Origin of the sequence: Micromonospora sp. CA-246542 (assembly GCF_050942905.1) — a bacterium.
GTDB lineage: Bacteria > Actinomycetota > Actinomycetes > Mycobacteriales > Micromonosporaceae > Micromonospora.
The window spans coordinates 426,621-444,984 of sequence record NZ_CP192040.1 but is presented as its reverse complement, the minus strand read 5'-3'; the positions used below and the strand labels follow the sequence as shown (position 1 = coordinate 444,984).

The 18,364-nt window shown below is 67.8% G+C and carries 25 protein-coding genes and 2 pseudogenes; 18 read left to right on the top strand and 9 right to left on the bottom strand.

All coding sequences use genetic code 11. The features are described from left to right. Positions 1–94: 94 nt before the first annotated feature. The 3 genes from ACQP0N_RS02190 to ACQP0N_RS02180 all read left to right on the top strand — a co-directional run bounded on the left by ACQP0N_RS02190 (position 95) and on the right by ACQP0N_RS02180 (position 3,697). Complete coding sequence (locus ACQP0N_RS02190; RefSeq protein WP_433117136.1) at positions 95–2,437, top strand: DEAD/DEAH box helicase; 2,343 nt, start codon at positions 95–97, stop codon at positions 2,435–2,437. A 99-nt stretch (positions 2,438–2,536) separates the two neighbouring features. Then, positions 2,537–2,740, top strand: coding sequence for a hypothetical protein (locus ACQP0N_RS02185; protein ID WP_357123660.1), 204 nt, complete (start codon positions 2,537–2,539; stop codon positions 2,738–2,740). A gap of 378 nt (positions 2,741–3,118) precedes the next feature. Next, on the top strand, positions 3,119–3,697 hold the full coding sequence (locus ACQP0N_RS02180) for a hypothetical protein (protein ID WP_433117134.1): 579 nt from the start codon (positions 3,119–3,121) through the stop codon (positions 3,695–3,697). 225 nt (positions 3,698–3,922) lie between these two features. Here the strand turns inward: ACQP0N_RS02180 and ACQP0N_RS02175 are convergent, their stop codons facing one another. From ACQP0N_RS02175 to ACQP0N_RS02155, 5 genes and pseudogenes are all read right to left on the bottom strand, one after another. Then, entirely contained in the window at positions 3,923–4,384 is a 462-nt protein-coding gene (locus tag ACQP0N_RS02175; RefSeq protein ID WP_357392631.1) for an Rv3654c family TadE-like protein, read from the bottom strand. Further along, positions 4,384–4,788, bottom strand: a complete 405-nt coding sequence (locus ACQP0N_RS02170; protein WP_433117131.1) for a TadE family type IV pilus minor pilin — start codon at positions 4,786–4,788, stop codon at positions 4,384–4,386. Before ACQP0N_RS02170 ends, ACQP0N_RS02175 begins: the two co-directional genes overlap by 1 nt. A 23-nt stretch (positions 4,789–4,811) precedes the next feature. Continuing rightward, positions 4,812–4,979, bottom strand: a complete 168-nt coding sequence (locus ACQP0N_RS02165) for a DUF4244 domain-containing protein (protein WP_234584142.1) — start codon at positions 4,977–4,979, stop codon at positions 4,812–4,814. 22 nt (positions 4,980–5,001) lie between these two features. After that, entirely contained in the window at positions 5,002–5,640 is a 639-nt protein-coding gene (locus ACQP0N_RS02160) for a type II secretion system F family protein (protein ID WP_433117129.1), read from the bottom strand. Next, positions 5,640–5,966, bottom strand: a pseudogene (locus ACQP0N_RS02155) (hypothetical protein); the annotation flags it as partial. The gene ACQP0N_RS02160 and the pseudogene ACQP0N_RS02155, both read right to left, overlap by 1 nt. 330 nt (positions 5,967–6,296) lie before the next feature. On the opposite strand from ACQP0N_RS02155, the gene ACQP0N_RS02150 reads away from it, so the two are divergent. Then, a complete protein-coding gene (locus ACQP0N_RS02150) occupies positions 6,297–6,923 on the top strand; it encodes a hypothetical protein (protein ID WP_433117127.1) in 627 nt (208 codons plus the stop codon). Here ACQP0N_RS02150 and ACQP0N_RS02145 read toward each other — a convergent pair. Together ACQP0N_RS02145 and ACQP0N_RS02140 are read right to left on the bottom strand one after the other, a co-directional pair. Continuing rightward, complete coding sequence (locus ACQP0N_RS02145) at positions 6,886–8,097, bottom strand: TadA family conjugal transfer-associated ATPase (RefSeq protein WP_433117125.1); 1,212 nt, start codon at positions 8,095–8,097, stop codon at positions 6,886–6,888. The two genes, ACQP0N_RS02150 and ACQP0N_RS02145, sit on opposite strands and share 38 nt — an antisense overlap. Then, positions 8,094–8,264: pseudogene (locus ACQP0N_RS02140) on the bottom strand (septum site-determining protein Ssd); the annotation flags it as partial. The gene ACQP0N_RS02145 and the pseudogene ACQP0N_RS02140, both read right to left, overlap by 4 nt. A 188-nt stretch (positions 8,265–8,452) precedes the next feature. Here ACQP0N_RS02140 and ACQP0N_RS02135 point away from each other — a divergent pair. The 5 genes from ACQP0N_RS02135 (at position 8,453) to ACQP0N_RS02115 (ending at position 11,249) form a co-directional block, all read left to right on the top strand. Further along, positions 8,453–8,713: a hypothetical protein gene (locus ACQP0N_RS02135; protein ID WP_433117123.1), complete on the top strand. Its 261-nt coding sequence runs from the start codon at positions 8,453–8,455 to the stop codon at positions 8,711–8,713. Further along, positions 8,710–8,970 carry a hypothetical protein gene (locus ACQP0N_RS02130; protein ID WP_433117121.1) on the top strand — a complete coding sequence of 87 codons (261 nt, stop codon included), beginning with the start codon at positions 8,710–8,712 and terminating at the stop codon, positions 8,968–8,970. The genes ACQP0N_RS02135 and ACQP0N_RS02130 overlap by 4 nt, the downstream gene beginning before the upstream one ends. Positions 8,971–9,059: 89 nt before the next feature. Beyond that, the gene (locus ACQP0N_RS02125; protein WP_433117119.1) at positions 9,060–9,476 is read left to right on the top strand and encodes a hypothetical protein; all 417 of its coding nucleotides are present in this window, start codon (positions 9,060–9,062) and stop codon (positions 9,474–9,476) included. Next, positions 9,476–10,711, top strand: a complete 1,236-nt coding sequence (locus ACQP0N_RS02120; RefSeq protein ID WP_433117117.1) for an AAA family ATPase — start codon at positions 9,476–9,478, stop codon at positions 10,709–10,711. Before ACQP0N_RS02125 ends, ACQP0N_RS02120 begins: the two co-directional genes overlap by 1 nt. A gap of 235 nt (positions 10,712–10,946) precedes the next feature. Then, on the top strand, positions 10,947–11,249 hold the full coding sequence (locus tag ACQP0N_RS02115; protein WP_433117116.1) for an HNH endonuclease: 303 nt from the start codon (positions 10,947–10,949) through the stop codon (positions 11,247–11,249). Between the two features lie 61 nt (positions 11,250–11,310). On the opposite strand, the gene ACQP0N_RS02110 is transcribed toward ACQP0N_RS02115, so the two are convergent. Next, positions 11,311–12,663 (bottom strand): terminase, encoded by a 1,353-nt coding sequence (locus ACQP0N_RS02110; protein ID WP_433117114.1) that lies wholly within the window; start codon positions 12,661–12,663, stop codon positions 11,311–11,313. A 97-nt stretch (positions 12,664–12,760) separates the two neighbouring features. Then, entirely contained in the window at positions 12,761–13,084 is a 324-nt protein-coding gene (locus ACQP0N_RS02105; RefSeq protein ID WP_433117112.1) for a terminase small subunit, read from the bottom strand. 45 nt (positions 13,085–13,129) lie between these two features. Here ACQP0N_RS02105 and ACQP0N_RS02100 point away from each other — a divergent pair, with 45 nt between their 5' ends. From ACQP0N_RS02100 to ACQP0N_RS02060, 9 genes are read left to right on the top strand one after another with little or no spacing between them, the layout of a single operon-like run. Further along, entirely contained in the window at positions 13,130–14,353 is a 1,224-nt protein-coding gene (locus ACQP0N_RS02100) for a phage portal protein (RefSeq protein ID WP_433117110.1), read from the top strand. Next, positions 14,337–15,008 (top strand): head maturation protease, ClpP-related, encoded by a 672-nt coding sequence (locus ACQP0N_RS02095; RefSeq protein WP_433117108.1) that lies wholly within the window; start codon positions 14,337–14,339, stop codon positions 15,006–15,008. Before ACQP0N_RS02100 ends, ACQP0N_RS02095 begins: the two co-directional genes overlap by 17 nt. Continuing rightward, positions 15,008–16,306, top strand: a complete 1,299-nt coding sequence (locus ACQP0N_RS02090; RefSeq protein ID WP_433117106.1) for a hypothetical protein — start codon at positions 15,008–15,010, stop codon at positions 16,304–16,306. The genes ACQP0N_RS02095 and ACQP0N_RS02090 overlap by 1 nt, the downstream gene beginning before the upstream one ends. Positions 16,307–16,308: 2 nt before the next feature. Next, the gene (locus ACQP0N_RS02085) at positions 16,309–16,434 is read left to right on the top strand and encodes a hypothetical protein (protein ID WP_433117104.1); all 126 of its coding nucleotides are present in this window, start codon (positions 16,309–16,311) and stop codon (positions 16,432–16,434) included. A 16-nt stretch (positions 16,435–16,450) separates the two neighbouring features. Further along, positions 16,451–17,026, top strand: a complete 576-nt coding sequence (locus ACQP0N_RS02080; protein ID WP_433117102.1) for a head-tail connector protein — start codon at positions 16,451–16,453, stop codon at positions 17,024–17,026. Next, positions 17,023–17,442 carry a hypothetical protein gene (locus tag ACQP0N_RS02075; protein ID WP_433117101.1) on the top strand — a complete coding sequence of 140 codons (420 nt, stop codon included), beginning with the start codon at positions 17,023–17,025 and terminating at the stop codon, positions 17,440–17,442. Before ACQP0N_RS02080 ends, ACQP0N_RS02075 begins: the two co-directional genes overlap by 4 nt. Then, positions 17,439–17,846, top strand: a complete 408-nt coding sequence (locus ACQP0N_RS02070) for a hypothetical protein (protein ID WP_433117099.1) — start codon at positions 17,439–17,441, stop codon at positions 17,844–17,846. Before ACQP0N_RS02075 ends, ACQP0N_RS02070 begins: the two co-directional genes overlap by 4 nt. 21 nt (positions 17,847–17,867) lie before the next feature. Continuing rightward, positions 17,868–18,206, top strand: coding sequence for a hypothetical protein (locus ACQP0N_RS02065; RefSeq protein WP_433117097.1), 339 nt, complete (start codon positions 17,868–17,870; stop codon positions 18,204–18,206). Continuing rightward, entirely contained in the window at positions 18,190–18,351 is a 162-nt protein-coding gene (locus ACQP0N_RS02060) for a hypothetical protein (RefSeq protein WP_433117095.1), read from the top strand. Before ACQP0N_RS02065 ends, ACQP0N_RS02060 begins: the two co-directional genes overlap by 17 nt. Positions 18,352–18,364 lie beyond the last annotated feature (13 nt).

Here is an 18,364-nt window from a genome sequence, read left to right as displayed (position 1 = left end):
TCTAACCACTACCGCCGGGACACCCTGCGGTCACCGGCGGCGGCTATCCCTTACCCCGGGGCCCGGCTTTTCATCTCCGAACACCAGTGCGAGAGTGCAGGACGTGACTTCCTCCCCGCCGGTCGACCTGCTGCGCCGGCTGCGCGCACGGGGCGCGGGCGACCCGGTCACCCACGTCGAGCGGGTGCCCGCCCGCGTCGGGGTGCCGGCGCCGTGGCCGGCGTGGGCGCCGCCGGAGCTTCGGGCGGCGTTCGACCGCCGCGGCGTGGTCGCGCCCTGGCAGCACCAGGCCGAGGCGGCCACCCTGGCGTACGAGGGCGGCCACGTGATCGTCGCCACCGGAACCGCGTCCGGCAAGTCCCTGGCGTACCAGCTCCCGGCGCTGGCCACGCTGCTCGCCGACCCCCGGGCCACCGTGCTCTACCTGGCGCCGACCAAGGCCCTCGCCGCCGACCAGCTGCGGGCCGTCGTCGGCCTGGAACTGGAGGGGGTACGCCCCGCCACCTACGACGGGGACACGCCGCGCGCGGAACGGGAGTGGATCCGCCGACACTCCCGCTTCGTGCTGACCAATCCGGACATGCTGCACCACGGCATCCTGCCCGGCCACGCGCAGTGGTCCGGGTTCCTGCGCCGACTGGCGTACGTCGTGATCGACGAGTGCCACACCTACCGGGGTGTGTTCGGCTCGCACGTGGCGCACGTGCTGCGCCGGTTGCGCCGGCAGTGCGCGCGCTTCGGGGCCAGCCCGGTGTTCGTCCTCGCCTCGGCCACCTCGGGCGACCCGGCGACCGCCGCCGCGCGACTCACCGGCCTGCCGGTGACCGCGGTCACCGAGGACACCTCGCCGCGCGGCGGGGTGACCTTCGCGCTCTGGGAACCGCCACTGCTGCCACCCGACTCGGGCTCCTCTTCCCCGATCCCCCCGCAGGCGACGGGCGACCACGACGACCTTCGCCAGGTCCGCCGCTCTGCTCTGCGCGAGACCGCGGACCTGCTCGCCGACACGGTCGCCGAGGGGGTACGCACCCTCGCGTTCGTCCGTTCCCGCAAGGGCGCCGAGGTGGTGGCGGCAAACGCGCGACGGGCGCTCGACGACGCCGTACCCGGGCTCGGCGACCGGGTGGCCGCCTACCGGGGCGGCTACCTGCGCGAGGAGCGCCGCGAGCTGGAACGCGCGCTGCTGCACGGTGACCTGCTCGGCCTGGCCTCCACCAACGCGCTGGAGCTGGGCGTGGACCTGGTGGGGCTGGACGCGGTGTTGATCTGCGGCTACCCGGGCACCCGGGCGTCGCTGTGGCAGCAGGCGGGCCGCGCCGGGCGTTCCGGCCAGGAGGCCCTAGCCGTGTTGGTGGCCCGGGACGACCCGCTGGACACCTACCTGGTGCACCACCCGGAGGCGATCTTCGGTGCGCCGGTGGAGGCGACGGTGCTCGACCCGGCCAACCCGTACGTGCTGGCCCCGCAGCTGGCCTGCGCCGCCGCCGAGGCGCCGCTCACCCCGGCCGACCTGGCGCTCTTCGGCGACGGGGCGAAGGAGGCGGTGGACGAGCTGGTGGCGACCGGGGCGCTGCGACAGCGGCCCACCGGCTGGTACTGGCGACACCGCGAGCGTCCCGAGGTGGACCTGCGCGGCGAGGGAGGCGCACCGGTCTGCGTGGTGGAGTCGGCCACCGGCCGGCTGCTCGGCACCGTCGACGGCGGCTCGTCCCACTTCCTGCTCCACCCCGGCGCGGTCTACCTGCACCAGGGCGTCTCGTACGTGGTCGACGAGCTGGACCTCGCCGACGGCTGCGCGCTGGTGCACGTCGAGGAGCCGGACTGGTCCACCCACGCCCGGGACGTCACCGACCTCTCGGTCGTATCCGTGCGCTCCTACGTCGACGCCGGGCCGGTCGGCATGTTCCTCGGCGAGGTGGACGTCACCAGCCAGGTGGTGTCGTACCAGCGGCGCAGGATCGCCACCGGCGAGGTGATCGACACCCGGCCACTGCACCTGCCCGCCCGGGAGCTGCGGACGGTGGCGGTGTGGTTCACGCTGTCCGAGCGGTCGCTGACGTCCGCCGGGGTGCAGCCGGCCGACGTGCCGGGCGCGCTGCACGCCGCCGAGCACGCCGCGATCGGCCTGCTTCCGCTGATGGCGACGTGCGACAGGTGGGACATCGGCGGCCTCTCCACCGCCCTGCACCCGGACACCGAGGCGCCGACGGTCTTCGTCTACGACGGTCACCCGGGTGGCGCGGGCTTCGCGGAGCGCGCCTACGGGACGGCGTCGGCGTGGCTGCGGGCCACCCGCGACGCGATCGCGGAGTGCGGCTGCGAGACCGGCTGCCCGTCCTGCGTGCAGTCGCCGAAGTGCGGCAACGGCAACAACCCTCTCTCGAAGCCGGACGCGATCCGGGTCCTCGACGTGGTGCTGGGCAATCTGCCCTCCTGAGCCACCTTGCATGAATCCCGGTGGCACTGGGCACAATGGTGTGGGAGCGCTTCCATCGATGCTTGTGTTGTATTTCGCCCCCGCGCCCGAGGAGAAGTTGTGGCCGACACGATCGCTGAGACCGTCGACCTGCTCTACACCATCGACCAGGAACACCTCACCCTCGACCAGCAGATCGCGCTCGGGGCCGCGCTGGCCGCGCTGGCTCAGGCCGAACGGCTGGAGCAGATCAACGAGCGACTGCGCGGCATCCACCAGGTGCTCAACACCTGGTCGTTGCGGTCGACGGTGGACGGTCGCTGAATCCGCGCGTGACCGGTCCGGCCGGGCGGACCGGTCAGGCTGGACCGGCAAGGGTGGATTGGTCGGGGCGAGTTGGTCGGGGCGAGTTGGTCGGGGGAAGCCGGGTCGGGGCAGGCTGTCGGGGCGAGCCGGGTCGGAGCGAGCCGGGTCGGAGCGAGCCGGGTCGGGGCAGGCTGTCGGGGCGAGCCGGATCGGAGTAGCCCGACCGGGTTGGCCAGGGTTGGTCGGGACGGCCGGCGGGGCGAGCCGGGTCGGAGTAGCCCGACCGGGTTGGCCAGGGCTGGTCGGGACGGCCGGCGGGGCGAGCCGGTCGGGCACGGCCGACGGCGGTTGCCCGGCTGTGCGAGACTCCGGCGCGACACCCCCTGAGGAGACCAGATGCAGCTCGACAACTTGCAGACCCTGCAGCAGTTCCACATCCGCCAGCGGCTCCGGATGATGGTCAACCAGTACGAGGTCCGGGCGGTCGCGCCGGACGGCAGCGAGGGCGAGCTGCTGGCCTTCGCGCAGCAGAAGCGGCTCGCTTTCAAGGAGCAGGTGACGATCTACACCGACGACTCCAAGCAGCAGCCCCTGCTCGGTTTCAAGGCCCGCCAGCGCCTCGACCTCGGCGCGACGTACGACGTCACCGACGCCGCGGGCAACCCGATCGGCCTGTTCCGTAAGGACCTCGCCCAGTCCCTGCTCCGCTCCACGTGGCACGTCGAGCAGGCCGGCCTGCCGCAGGTGACGGGTCAGGAGCGCAGCCTGCCGGTGGCGCTGCTCCGCCGGTTCGTCGACTCGCTCTCCTGGCTGCCGTACCACTTCGACTTCCTCGCCGGCGGCCAGCCCGTCTTCTCGGTGGTCAAGAAGTGGGGCCTGCGCGACAAGTACGTCGTCGAGGTGCAGAACCCGCAGATCGACCGCCGCCTCGTCATCGCCATGGCCGTCGCCCTGGACGCGCTCCAGTCCCGCTGACGCATCCTGCTGGCGTTTCGCCACCCCGCCCGCGATCTTGCACTTTGTGCGCCGACATAGGCCACGAAAGCCATATCTCGTCGACACAAAGTGCAAGATCGGCGCAGCTACCCCCTCAAGCTCGGCCGGCGGGGCAGGGCCCTACAGCTCCGCCCCGCCGCCGGCTACTGCTGCCAGTCCAACCCGACCAGGCTCTACCCACTGCGATCCGGCCGGGTCTGCCGTTCAGCCGCGCACCGGCCCGGCGCGGGCCGTCGATGTGGCGACCCGTGTCAGGCCCGGGACCGGCGTGAACGCCACCTCGACGGTCACCAGCACGTCCAGGCCGTCGACGACGCAGTCGACCATCCGGCCGGCGTTGCGCTGGGCGATGTCCGCGGCGGACGCGCACGCCACCGCATCACCGTCGAGCGCTCGGGTGGCCCCGGCCAGCGCGCCGAGATCAGCGGCCACCGCGGCCCGCTGGGCTGCCACGCCGGTCGCGGCGACGGCGGCGCCGAATGTCCCGACCAGCACGAACACCAGCCCCAGCGCGAGCAGCAGAATGGTCGCGCCACCCCGCTCCGCGTCTGCTCGGCCGTCAAGGTCTCGCTCGATGTCAGGGCTGCGGCCACGGAATCGACCGTGGCCCGGGCCGATGCCATGGCTACCGCCGTTACCGCGCGACCGTACCGTCGGCCGGGGCATCACCGGCTCATCTCTTGGGCGCCGGGTTCCACCGCTGCGACGGCGGTGGCCACCACGGTGATCCGTGGTAGTCGGCCGCCCAGCGCACGGACGGGTGCCCGGACGGTCGCCTGCACCCGGTCGCCGTCGATCGACACCGACACCTCAGCCCCCGGCGGCGCGGTCCGTGCACCGTCCGCGTTGCCGGCGCCCCGGGCGGCGGCGAGCGCGGCTTCCCGGGCGGCGTGCAGGCAACTCGCCTGTGTGCTGACGGCGTTCACCGCCGTCAGGCCGGCGAGCAGGAGCAGGAGAAGCGCCGGCAGACCGGCCGCCAGTTCGGCGGTGAAGGATCCCCGCTCGCCGCCGACGATGTGGGCCCTCCGGCCGCCGTCGGACGCGCGCCCGGGAGCGTCCGTGTCCCGCATACGGTCGACCTGCCGGCGCCCGATCACTTGAGTGCCCGGTCGATGACCGCGGTCAGCGCGGACTGGACGTTGCCGGAGGTCAGCACCTTCAACAGGATCCCGGCGAAGGCCACCGCGGCGAGCGTGCCGACGGCGTACTCGGCGGTGTTCATTCCGTCGTCGCCCCGCAGTCGGGCGATGAGTTTGCGCATGGATCTTCCCTTCCTCGATGGGTCAGAGCACGTCGCCGAGAACGGCGACGATCACCGGCACCAGGCCGGCGAGAATGAACGCGGGCAGGAAACAGAGCCCCAGTGGCAGCACGATGAGGACGCCGGCCCGACGGGCCGACGCCTCGGCAGCGGTGGCCCGGTCGGCCCGCAGGTCGTCGGCGAGACGGGTCAGCGCACCGGCCAGCGCCGCGCCGCTGTTGGCCGAGCGGAACGCCGCCGCGGCCATCCGATCCGCCCCTGGCACACCGTCCAACGCCGACCAGGCCTCCGCTGGGCCGCCGCCGAGGAGCAACGTGCGGCCCACCCGGGCCAGTCGGGTGGCCAGCGGGCCGTCCAACGCCTCGGCGACGGCCAGGACCGAGCGGTCCACCGGCGCACCGGCCCGCATCGCCGCCGCCAGGAGGTCGGCGGCGAGCGGCAGGTCGGCGGCCTCCCGAAGCCGCTGGTTGCGTACGGCGGGAGGCTCGATCCGCCGCAGCGACACATCCAGCAGGACGGCGACCGGAACGGCGCCCAGCCATCCGAACCAGCCCTCGACAACCACTGCCACGGCAAGCCCGGCCATGCCTGCCGCGAGCCGGATCGCGTCCGGACGGCGCCGTATGCCCGCAGTCCCGCGAGTGGACAACACCGGAGACATCAGGTGGTCCGCCCCGGTCCAGCGCCCAGGCGCTCAGCCCAGAAGAGGCCGACGATCTGCAGGGCGACGGCGAGGACCGCGCACACCCCACCGACCGTGTCGTGCAGGAGCACCGCCAGGGGGTCGACCCCGATCCCATAACCGAGCCCGATCCCACCGATCGGCAGCGCAGCCAGCAACCAGGCGGTGGCGCGTGCGCCGGCCGCCTGTGCCGCTGCGGCGGCCAGCCCACGGTCGGTCGCACGGGCGTCCGCCTCGATCCGCTCGATCAGCTCCGCCAGCGGCGCGCCGGTCCGATCCGCCAGCCGCACGGCGGCCGAGGTCAGGTCACGAAGCCGATCGACGCCCGCCATCGACGCTCCCGCGACGGAGGTGATCTCGAGGGTCGACGGCATGGGCGAACCCGCCCGAAGGTCGGCCGCCAGGCCACACAGTAGGTCCAGGCTGCGCCGTCGAATCAGCTCGACCTGCCGATTCGTTCTCCAGCGCAGCAGGGCGCGGAGAGCGATCGTGCCGTAGCCGGCCATCGCCACGGCGGCCACCGGCCCGCCGGACACGGCTCCGACACCTGCTCCCATCAGACCGGCCAGGAGCAGCACCCGACGCGGTGACCGTCGCGCGCGTACCAGAAGGGTCGAGACCGGCCTGTCCGGCTCGTGGCCCGCCGGCCCCACGAACAGCCCGCCGGCATCATGGTCCGGCTGGTCCGCGACCGGCCTGTCCGGCTCGCGGCCTGCCGGCCCCGCCAACAGCCCGCCGGCCCGATGAACCGCCTGGTCGGCGAACAGCCCGCCGGCCTCGTGGTGCGGGAAGCGACGGCCGCCGGGGCTCCGGCCTCGGGCCTGGCAGTGGCAGCCGGGCGGCGCGAGTCCCGGCGGGCTGGCGGACGTGCCGGGCCGGCTGGTCGGGTGGGTCCCTCGGGTCCACCGGTCACCCTCGAACGGCCGGGGCTGTCGTCGAGGTCCCGGGTGGACCAGGCGACGGCCATGCGTCCGCTGCCGGTCCCCGGCTGCACGAGCACACCTGGGTCAGCCGAGGCGGCCGTGCCGCCGAGTTCGTCGGTCGGCCGGTCCTGCCCGCGAGCGAGGTCCCTGATCCACTCGACCAGGGCGTCGTCCGGGTCGACACCGGTGGCACGGGTCGGGGCCAGCACCCGACGCCGGCGGTCTCTGATGCTCTTCGCCCGCCAGATCACCACGATCGCGGTGGACAGCAGCAGCGTCGCGACCAGCGCCATCGTGGCGTTCATGCCGGACCTGCCGATCCTGGCCACGGCTCGGTGAGGATCGGCGGGACCGCGACGCCCCGATCCCGCAGCAGCGCGCCGAACGTGCGGGCGGCCAGCCCCAGGCCTCGTCCACGTACCCAGGCGGGTACCACGGTGGCAAGGCGTTCCGGCCCTTCGGGGAGCAACAGACAGATCGATTCGAGGACGCGGCCCTGATCGCCGCGACGTACCTGGAGCAGCACCTGAAGCGCGGCGACCACCTGGGCGTGCAGCGCGGCGCGGGGCAGTCCGCCGAGCATGCCGAGCGCCTCCAGCCGGGCCGGCACGTCGGACGGGGTGTTGGCGTGCAGCGTGCCGGCACCGCCGTCGTGACCCGTGTTCAACGCGGCCAGCAGGTCGACCACCTCTGCGCCCCGGCATTCCCCGACGACCAGGCGGTCCGGGCGCATCCGCAGCGCCTGCCGGACCAGGTCTCCGAGGCTGACCACGCCCGTCCCCTCGACGTTGGCGGTACGGGCCTGGAGCCCGACCACGTGCGGATGCCCCGGCTGAAGCTCTGCCGCGTCCTCGACCAGGACGATCCGTTCGGTGGCCGGCACCAACCCGAGCAGGGTGTTGAGCAGGGTCGTCTTGCCCGAGCCCGTGCCGCCGGTGACCAGGTACGCCAACCGGGCCGCGACGACGGCGGCGAGCAGCGGTGCCACCGGTCGCGGCACCGTCCCCTGGCTCACCAGTTCGTCGAGCGTGTACGGGCGATGCCGGAACGTCCGCAGAGACAGGTAGGGGCCCTCGGTCGCCACCGGAGGCAGTACGGCGTGCAGGCGGGTGCCGTCGGGCAGGCGGGCGTCCGCGTACGGGGAGCCGTCGTCGAGCCGCCGACCCGCGCTGGCGATGAGCCGCTGCGCCAACCGGCGAACGTCGTCGACCGAGCCCACCGGGATTGCCACCTGGTGCAGCCCCGCGCCCCGGTCGACCCAGACGCGGACGCCGTTGACCAGGACGTCGGTCACCTCTGGATCGGCCAGCAGCGGGGCGAGTGGTCCGGCGCCGACGAGGTCGTCGTGCACCCGGTCGGCGATCCGCAGGACGGCGGTGTCGCCCAGCACGGCGGCGGTGGGTTCGGCGCGTACGGCGGACACGATCGCCGCCGGGGTGACCGGGTCGGTGGCGGCGACGATCCGCTGCCGCACCCGGGCCGCGAAGGAGGTGTCCTCGGGCTGGCCGCTCATGCCACACCGGTCGTGGCGCCGGTGAGGTCCGCGACGATCCGCTGGCACAGCGTGGCGAGCGGACCCTTGCCCGCCGCCGCCGGCGCCTCGCCGCGTTCGAGGCCCCGGCAGAGGCCGGGCTCGGGGCGCAGCGTGCCGGCGAGGGGAAGCCCGAGGGCACGTGCCACGACGCGTGGCACGAAAGCGGGCACCGGTTAATCGAGGCTTAGAAACTCCTGAATTTCGTTCTGAATCCATGGGTTATGGTTGTCCCAACACGCGGTGATCACCGGTACGGCCTGCGGCCTCGGTGCGCGGTGGGACGGTCAGAGGCCCCCACCCCGCGACTCTCGGAACTACTCCCCCTGGAGCCACTGTGTCCAAATTCGGCCCTCAGCCTGTCCACCGAATCCTTAGCTCTCGCGGTTACGGCGCGATCCTCCGTACCGCCGATGAACTCGGCATCCCCCGTATCCACTTCAAGCAGGCACTCAGGGGCGGAGTCCACCCCAGCGACGAAATGCGGGAGAGGCTATCCGCCTACCTCAACAAGCCGGTCGAGGAACTGTTCACCCCGGCAGCCCTGGCCAAGCGCTACAACCCTAACTACAACGTGGGAAAGAAGGTCACCCGATGAGCATCGTGACCGCGTTCGTGCAGGCCCGCGAGGACGACGGCTTCCGTCAGACCCTCCGGTCGATGGCGACCAAGCGCAAGGTGGACTTCAGCTTCAACGCCTCGCTGTCGTGGCCTGTCGAAGAGTGGTACGACCCCGAGACCGGTACGGAAGAGGCCCGTCAGAAGGTCGTCCGCGACCGCCGCAAGCAGGGTCTCAGCGACCGACTGTCCGGCCCCGGTGTGGTCCAGATGATCGCTGCACGGTTCCGGAAATAGACGAAGCCCCCGGCCAGCGGAACCGGGAGCCTCATCCGTGTACGTCATTTTTGAAGGGAATGACGTGCACCATTCTAAGGGGTCATCAAATGAAGAACCAATTTCCTCCAGAGCCATTGCCCATGCCGATGAGCAGTTACCGAGACTGCCCGACCGGCGACGACTTGGCAGTCATCCTGAAGCGGTTGTCACCGTTGATGGGTGGTGCCACACCCCGACCGGGGCGGATGTGGCTTCCAGACGATCTGAGGGGCGATGTAGACGCATTGTCGATCAACGCATCGCATCGGCGCATCGTGTGGATGATGCCGTACCACTTCACCGCCTACATGAGTGAGTTCAACGCATACAGGCGCTACCTCGAATCGCTGTTCGGTGTTACCTGCTCCGCCGACGTGGGGCTGTTGATGTACGACATGATCCGGATCTGCCGGACCATTACCTCAGAACGCCAGGCAATGGGCAGAGCCCGAGCCCGGGAACGCGTAAAGAAGAAGGCCGCCTGATGAGTCTGCACCTCGTTGACGACGACGGACCCTTTCGGGACCTGACGCCGGAAGAGATGGAAGAGTCCGAGCAGGACGAACTGAGGGAGATCATCCGTAAGGAGAAGTTGAAGCTCCGGGCGCAGGCTCAGGCTCGCCGCGAGGTGGCGGAGGAACTGGCAGCGGCAGACTTCCGCGAACCAGACCCCGACACCTACGGCACGCTGGCCGAGATCAACCAGAAGGACCTACCCCCCGTGGAGTACCTGGTGGGTCCAGCCGAGGAAGGTCAAAAGGGTCTGCTGGGCGCGAAGCAGAACGCCGTACTGATCGCCCAGTTCAAGACCGGCAAGACCGCTCTGGCAATGGATCTCGCGCGGTGCCTGGTCGACGGGGAGCCGTTCCTGGACCGGTTCCCGGTCGTCCGGTCACGCGTCGGCTTCTGGTCGCTGGAGGTCGAACTGGACGAACTGCGGCGCGAGTTCATGAACCCCCTTGGCATCGACGGCGAGGGCCGCATGGCTGTCTGGGATGGCGTCGGTCAGCCGGTGAACATCCTCAGCGAACCGGGCAAGGCATGGACCATCCGCTGGCTGAAGCAATACAAGGTCAAGGTGTGGATGATCGACAGCCTGGCCGTCCTGGCGGTGTGGGCAGGCGTGAACATCGACAAGGACAACGACCAGACCCGCCGACTCTTCGCGGCCATCGATGAGATTAAGCGCCAGGCAAGGGTCAAGGTGTCATTCATCCTGGCCCACACACCCCGGTCAGAGATGGAGGAGGGCAAGGAACGGGCACGGGGCGCGTCTGCGATCGATGAGCACGCCGGAGCGCGGTGGATCTACACCATGGAGGGTGAGATCCGCTTCCTGCGGATCAACGGCCGAGGCGTCAAGTTGGATCAGACCTCGCTCATGTGGGACGAAGAAACCCATCGATCGATGGCGGGGATGGCGGGTAGTCGCGGCGAGGTGACCGGTGCCGAAGGCGTCGAGACAATCCGGGCAATCGTCTACAAGAACCCGTGGCAGTTCAACACCAAGGCGCTGCTGAGGGAAGCCGTCGGCGCGCTGCCTGCGGGGATGAAGAACCAGAACGTGGTCAGCACCCTGGTCAAGGAAGCAGTCCTCCTGGGCTTCATCAAGACCAAGCCAGGCAAGGGCAAAGAGCTGCTTTACGGGCCATTGGTCGAGGCGGGTGAAGGCGCAACGATCCGCAACGTGGCGGCTGGGCGCAGGCGCAGGAAACCATGATCAGTAACACCCCGCGTGTCGGGTGTTATCAACCCCTGACCAGGCAAAACGCCATGATCAGTAACGATGCCATCCAAGCCAATGGATGCGTTGACGACGCGAAAACGCCTACCGGTAAGCGTTATTAACGTTATCAAGCGTTATTAATAACACGGTGTTGATGGTGTTACCGCGTATATGGCGGTAACGACACCAACATGACCCACCCGACGAACCAACATCGGTAACACCCACCATGAAGGGGGGTAACGCAATGCCTGAGCTCAAGGGCAATGGGAGTACCACACGATGGAGGAAGCTGCGAGCGTATGTGCTGGAGAGGGATGGTGAACGGTGCATGGTTCAACTGCCCGGGTGCACGGTCTACGCACGGATGGCAGTGAAGGATGAAGCACACGTCGACCACATCATCCCTCGACAGATGGGGGGCACTGATGACGTGGGTAACCTTCGTGCGTCGTGCAGGGCATGCAACCTGGCTCGAAAGAGAATCGTGGTGCGTGACGAGCCGGAGCCGAAGAGGATCAGTCGATGGTGAAATTGTTCGGCGACCCTGGCACCTGGAACACCCGCCGCCCTGTTTTTTTGTGGATGACGAGCTACACCAGCGCGACGACGGGCGGACGCGGACCGGGCATCGTCCGGGCCATGTGGACGGCACCCGCTAAGGCGTATGAGGCGTCGATAGGAGACGCGCCACGCCGCATGAACCACCACGTACCATCCATGGACACTGGGGACTTCTGGGTTGCGCTGACATGGCTGTTGAGCAACGCATCATCCGGGTGCTGGACTTCTCCGTTGATGACGGCCTGGTTCAAGCCCATGCAGACCGCCGGCCTGAGGGCGTCCAGCCCGATCACCTCGCACCTGCGCGGAGGCCACTGGCGGTTGCCGTTCTTGGCCGAGAGCGTCGCCCAGATAGCTGCCGCAGGACCCTTCTCGTACCAGCCGAACTGCCGGGGCTTCAGCTTCGCCACCCAGCCGGGCAGTTCTCGTTCCAACCGCTTCGACCACTGGAAGCCGTAGTACACGTCAACCACCTCGACGTGAGTGATGCCGTCGACCGTTGCCGCAGCCACGAGGGTTGCGTGAGACCCGTCCAGAGCCACGTCAAGGCACAAAGCCAGCCGGTCCCGGTGGTCCGCCAGGTTGATGGGTTGTGTGGTCCCTGCGAGCTTCCAGCACTCTGGGTCGATACCGGGGTTGAGGACCGCGACTCGTTGGCACATTCTCTGGATGCGGAACTTGGTCAAGCGCTCTCCCCCTGAACGCTTTGCCACGATGGCCTTACCGTGCAGGGCATCCACCGACAGTCGATGACCAAGGCTGGGATTGGCATACGCGAGTGCTTCGAGGTCAGTGGGGTCTGAACCGGGCGGGGAACTCCACGAGAACATGCCGAGACGGGGATCTCCGTTCCCGGTATTGATGAAGTCCTCGGCCGCCTCGGTCTGTCCGTGCAGCACTTCTGCGCTCTCATCACCCTCATTGGTGATGGCGACAGCTTGGGCACCCCACTCGGTCGTGGCGGCAGCATCGGTGGTAGGAATGATGGCTTCCCAGGCGTCGCTATTCTTGTGCTCTCGCAACTCATCAATGATGGCCCGGTGGACCGTGTAGCCGAGGGCACATTTGCTGTTCGCCGCGTGGAACTTGTACTTACTACCGTGGACGTTGAAGAACTCTTCTTCGCCGTTCTGCTTGACAATGTGTCGCGTCGGCAGTTCGTCAGCGAGAAGGGGAATGCGCTCCGCCATCTCGATAACTTCTTTCCACGAATCTTTCGCCTTACCCCGGTCAGCATGTGTGCCAAAGACAAGCGGAACGGCTTCGACAAACATCCAGTACAACGTGAGCACGCGCATGAAGTGAGTCTTGCCGTTCTGCCTGGCTACCAGAATCAAGACGATCAGGAAGCGGGGCTTACCGTCCGGCCACAGCTCGCCCATGTGGATAGCAAGCCATTGCTGCCACGGATCGAGAGGCATTCCAATGGCTTCAGCAAAGTCGATGACGTCATACCCGTATGACGTCTCCGGTGTCAGCTCACGAAGAGGCGGCGTCCACAGTCTTGGCTCCACTCTTCCGAGAACGCCGCTCGCGGAGTTCGTCCAGCCGGGACTGGGGCTTAACAGGGTCATTGCCCTTCATTCCCTTCTGGGCAAGCGCACGGGCGCGCGGGGTCATTTGCAGTGCTTCCAAGACGCGGAGGTATGAGTCACCAAGTTTGATGAGAGTCGCGGCGTCCTGCTCAAGGTCCATCTGCTCGGCGAAAGTTCGCCCCAATTCGACCGCTGCCTTATCCCTATCGGCGGCAGGTTCGATACTTGACGCAGCCTTAAACGCCGACTCCATCGGCCCGGTCTCCATTCGCACATGATACCCCCCGGGGGTATGTGGTGTACCATTCCAACCGTGACGCGGAAACGGCATCGACACCCACAGAGGCGCATTAAGAGCGCCCCGACTAACGCCGTCATTTCCGTTGCAGATCCCGCCTTTGCGGCTTTCTTCAACCCCTTTGGTGTGGTCGATCTCGCGGGAGTTGCGGTCACTCAAAACTCGGCAATGGGGCTGTCCGCGATCTTCCGGGCGGTGTCCCTAATCTCCGGAACGCTGGCGTCACTCCCCCTGCGCACGCTGCGCGAGAAGGGCGACGAGACGGAGCGGGTGCCATCGATCTTCGATGAGCCTGACGGGCCGGACGGTCAGACCCAGTTCGAGTGGGAAGAGACCCTGTTCGCCTACCTCGTCATCCACGGCAAGGCTGGCGCACTGAAGATCAAGAACGAGGCTGGCGGACTGGTGCGCCTTCCCCTCGTGCACCCTGCGTCGTTCACCGAGGAAGACCCCACGGACGACGAGAACCCACGCGGGGGTGTGTGGTTCCGTGTCCAGCTCCAGGGCGGGGAATCGGTCCGGCTGGATGCTGACGACTTCTGGTACATCCCGGCGCTGTCCCTTGACGGGGGCAAGACCGGCATGGGCCTGTTGCAGGCGGCCCGGTTCAGCCTGGGTGCGTCCATCAGTGCCGATCAGGCCGCCGGGAAGATGTTCACCACCGGTGCGATGATCTCTGGCCTGGCGTCACCCGAAGATGACCTTGAGACCGAAGAGGTCCGGGAGATCAAGCGGACGCTTGACAGCGCGACCACCGGGCCAGACAACGCAGGCAAGATCGCCATCGTTAACCGGCGGCTGAAGTTCACGCCCTGGACGATGAGCGCTGTCGATGCCCAGTTCTTGCAGCAACGCCAGTTCCAGATCGAGGAAATCTCCCGCTGGACCGGCGTGCCTCCGCACCTGTTGATGCAGACGGAGAAGCAGACGTCCTGGGGTACCGGCGTCGAGGAACAGAACCGCGCGTTGGGCCGGACCGTGCTCGCCCCGTGGGCGTCTCGGCTGGAAGGCCGAGGCTCCCGGTTGCTGGCAAAGCCGCGGTGGCTCGAAGTGGACTTCTCCGGCCTGGAGCGGCCGTCGCCGGACAAGGAAATCGAGCTTCTCCTCAAGCAGACCGGCAAGCCGTTCCTGACGGTGAACGAAGCTCGCAAGATCCGCAATCTTCCGCCCATTGCGGGAGGCGATGTCCTGGACGCCGTGACCACACCAACGGAGGCCGACGATGCGCCAGCCGAATAACCTGTGCGCGCTCCGGGCCGCGTGGCGCAACGCGTCGGATGACATCAAGCCCCGCGAGACTCCGTGCTTCCGCATGGAGGATGGCGAGGTTCCGAAGCTGTACGTCTACGACGTGATCGGCGGGTGGGATAACGACAGCGCGGACTTCGTGAAGGCCGTACACGCCATCAAGAGCCCCGCGATCGACATGCACATCAATTCCCCCGGCGGGTTTGTTTACGACGCTGTGGCGATGTTTGAGGCGGTCAAGAGCCACCCCGCACGCGTCACGACCCACATCGACGGATTGGCCGCGTCTGCTGCGTCGTTCCTGGCGATGGCCGGAGACACGGTGGAGATCGCCAAGGGCGGCCGAATGATGATCCACGACGCACAAGGTGTGGTCATGGGCGGCCCTGCCGAGATGCGGGAGTACGCGGACCTGTTCGACGAGGTCTCCAACGACATCGCTGGTTACTACGCCGATCGCGCAGGCGGCGCCTCCTCGACCTGGCGTAAGGCCATGACGGCAACTACCTGGTACTCCGCACAACAGGCGGTCGACGCCGGCCTTGCGGACAGGGTGACCGACAAGAAGACCAAGAGCGAGCCGGAAAACCGTGCTTCGCAACTGATTCGGGCTCGTGCCCGCGTTGCCCTGGGAGGGGTGAACTAGTGCGTACCATCGAGGAAATCCTCGCGGCGATGACCGCTCTCATGGACGGCGCAGAAGGCCGGTCGCTGACCGCCGAGGAAATCAGCAACTACGAGGCGCTGGAAGCCGAGCTGGCCGACAGGCGCAAGGACGACGAGATCCGGGCGCGGAACGCGGCCTACAACTCGGTCCGTCCGGCCCGTCCGGCGGTGCAGACCCAGGTCCGCGAGCCCCTGCCGTACAACGTGGCGCGGGTCGATGGCCGGTCGGTCTTCAACCGGGGCACCAACGGCCACGACTTCTCGTCCGACGTCTTCTCGCTCATCAACACGAGCGGCCAGGACGGCGACGCGCTCAAGCGGGTCAACGCGCTGATTGGTGCCGCGTTCAACCCGACGAACGACGTGGACCGGGCGGACACCGCCAGCCTCAACCCGAACCGGTACGCCCCGGAGCTGTGGCAGCCGCAGATGGACTACAGCACCCCGCTGTGGGACATGATCGCCTCCGGCCCCACGGACGGAACCTCGTTCGACGTGCCGAAGTTCAACAGCTCGTCGGGCCTGGTCGGTCCGGCCACCGAGGGCACGGAGCCCGCTCCGGGTGCCATGACTGTCACCTCCCAGACCATCGTTCCCACGCAGGTGTGGGGCAAGGTCGAGGTGACCCGGCAGGCGGCTCGTCGCGGTGGTCGCCCGGAGCTGTCCGGCATCCTCTGGGACCAGATGCTCCGGGAGTACTTCGAGGATCGTGAGGCGGCTGTCGCCACGTTCCTGAACACCCTCACGGCTGCTGCGGACATCACCGTCACTGGCTCCCCCGCGACCCCGACGAACGACAACGACCAGGCGTCGGCGCAGTCGCTCGAAGCGGCCATCACCGATCTCCAGTTCGTCCGGGGCGGCAACCGCTTCCGTGCGTTCGCGGTCCACCAGGCGCTGTACCGGCTGCTCGCTCGTGTGACCGACGACAGCGGTCGTCCGCTCTACCCGCAGATCGCGCCGATGAACGCCAACGGCACGGCGGAAAGCCTCTGGGCGACGCTGAACGTCGGTGGCACTCGGGCGGTCCCGGCCTGGGCTCTGGGTGCGGCTGGCGGCAACGGCAGCGTCAATTCCTGGCTGTTCGACCCCTCGAAGGTGCGCGGCTGGGCGTCCGCCCCGGAGCGGCTGGACTGGAACTTCGGCGCGACCGTCCAGACCGCCAACATCCCGCAGCTCTCGCACGTGACCATCGGCATCTACGGAGACATCGCGCTGGCGAACCTGGACATCAACGGCGTCCGCCAGGTGATCTTCGACCAGAACACCGCCGCGTAGTCATGGCGAAGATCTCGGAACAGCGCCAGGCGGCGGCCAAGCTGCCCGCGTACAAGCGCGAAGTGGCCCGGCTCCGTAAGCGGGTCGCCGAGCTGGAAGCACAGCTCGCCGCGAAGACCAAGAAGTAACCGAAGGGAGGCAGTCATGACCTGGGAACCGGACTACGTAACGGTTGCCGAAGCCAAGGCATATCTACGGATCGAGGACGACGCAGACGACGCGCTGGTCGCTACCTGGGTCACGACTGCCTCCCGCGCGGTGGACACGTTCTGTCACCGCCAGTTCGGCCAGGTAGACACCCCGCAAGCACGCACGTTCGGGGGTGTGTGGGACCGGACCGAGCGGAGCTACCTGTTCGAGATCGATGACCTCATGGATATCACTGGCCTGGTCGCTGTTGATTCTGCTGGCGTGGTCGTGGATCTGTCTGCCGTACTCCGACCACACAACGCCCCGCAGAGGGGCAAGCCGTATACGCGGGTGGTCGCGTATTCCCCGGTGCTGACTATCACCGCCCTGTGGGGCTGGTCGGCGGTACCAGCGGCGGTGAAGAACGCAACGCTCATCCAAACTGCTCGGTTCGCTGCCCGGCGTGACAGCCCATTCGGTGTGGCCGGGTCGCCGTCTGAGGGTGGGGAGACTCGGCTGTTGGCCGCGCTCGACCCGGACCTGAAGACCTCGCTGGGCTCTAAGTATCGCCGGGAGTGGTGGGCAGCATGAAGCTCGATGACGTGATGGACGGGATCGCCCGGAGAATCAAAGACCTTGGTGGTTTGCAGGTCCACGCGCAGCCTCCGAAAACCATCATTCCTCCGGCGGCCGTTGTGTCGTACCCAGAGACGATCGAATACGACGCCACGTATGGACGGGGCATGGACCGTATTTCGGGCCTCTCCGTTTGGCTGGTGGTCGGGAAGGTCACTGATCGGTCGGCCCGTGACGCGTTGGCCGCGTACGCGGCGGACACCGGAGCCAAATCGGTAAAGCTCGCCTTGGAAGATGATTCCGACGAGGACCGTCCCTGGGATGACCTGCACGTTGCATCAGCGGAATTCGACATCCTCACGATCGCTGGCATCGACTACATCGCGGCCGGTTTCACTCTTAACCTCGCGTGCCAGGGAGGCACTTCATGACCACCGTTCACGGGCGTAAGACCGTTGTCAAGCTCGCTGCGATCGATCTGACGCAGTACAGCAACAACAGCCAGCTCGAAATCACTTCCGACACCCACGACGTGACCGTCTACGGCAAGGACGCTCACCTGTTCGTCGGCGGTCTTCTCAATGGCACGGCGACCATTTCCGGCTTCTACGACAGCACGGCCGTCAACGGTCCGCGAGCCGCCATCAAGCCGATGGTGGGAACGGTCGTGAAGCTCACGCACCAGCCCGAGGGCACCGGTTCCGGCAAGCCACAGGACATGGTCGACGTGGTCGTCACCAAGTACACCCAGACCCACCCGGTCGCAGACATGATCACGTGGTCTGTGGACCTCCAGTTCAGCGATGTCGTCAACTCGGCTCCCCAGGCGGCTTAACTCCCGAGAGGCACCACTCCAATGAGCACCGAATACGCAAGCCCCGCAGACCTGGCCATCAACGAGGTCGAGGACAGCGCCGAGGACGTGATCCTGCCGAACGGCAAGAAGGTCCGCGTTCGTGGTCTGACTCGATACGAACTGGTTCTCGCCGGGAAGGGCACCGAGGACAACGAGCTGATCGAGCGGCGCAATCTCGCGATGGCCCTGGTTCAGCCCAAGATGACCGAGGCTCAGGTCGAAGCGTTCCAGCGGGCCGCTAAGGGTCCCACCCTGAAGGCCATCACCGACAAGGTCCGCGAGCTGTCCGGCCTCAACGAGGGTGCCGGGAAAAGCGACGTGGATGAGGTTCGAGACTGACGCGGAGTTCCACTTCGACTTCTTCCTGGCGGAACAGTTGAAGAAGACCGTGGCGGAGATCCAGCGCATGTCTTCTCGCGAATACATGCAATGGTCGATTTACTTCGGCCGCAAAGCACAGCAACGACAACTAGCAAATCGTTGAGGGGGAGGTGAAC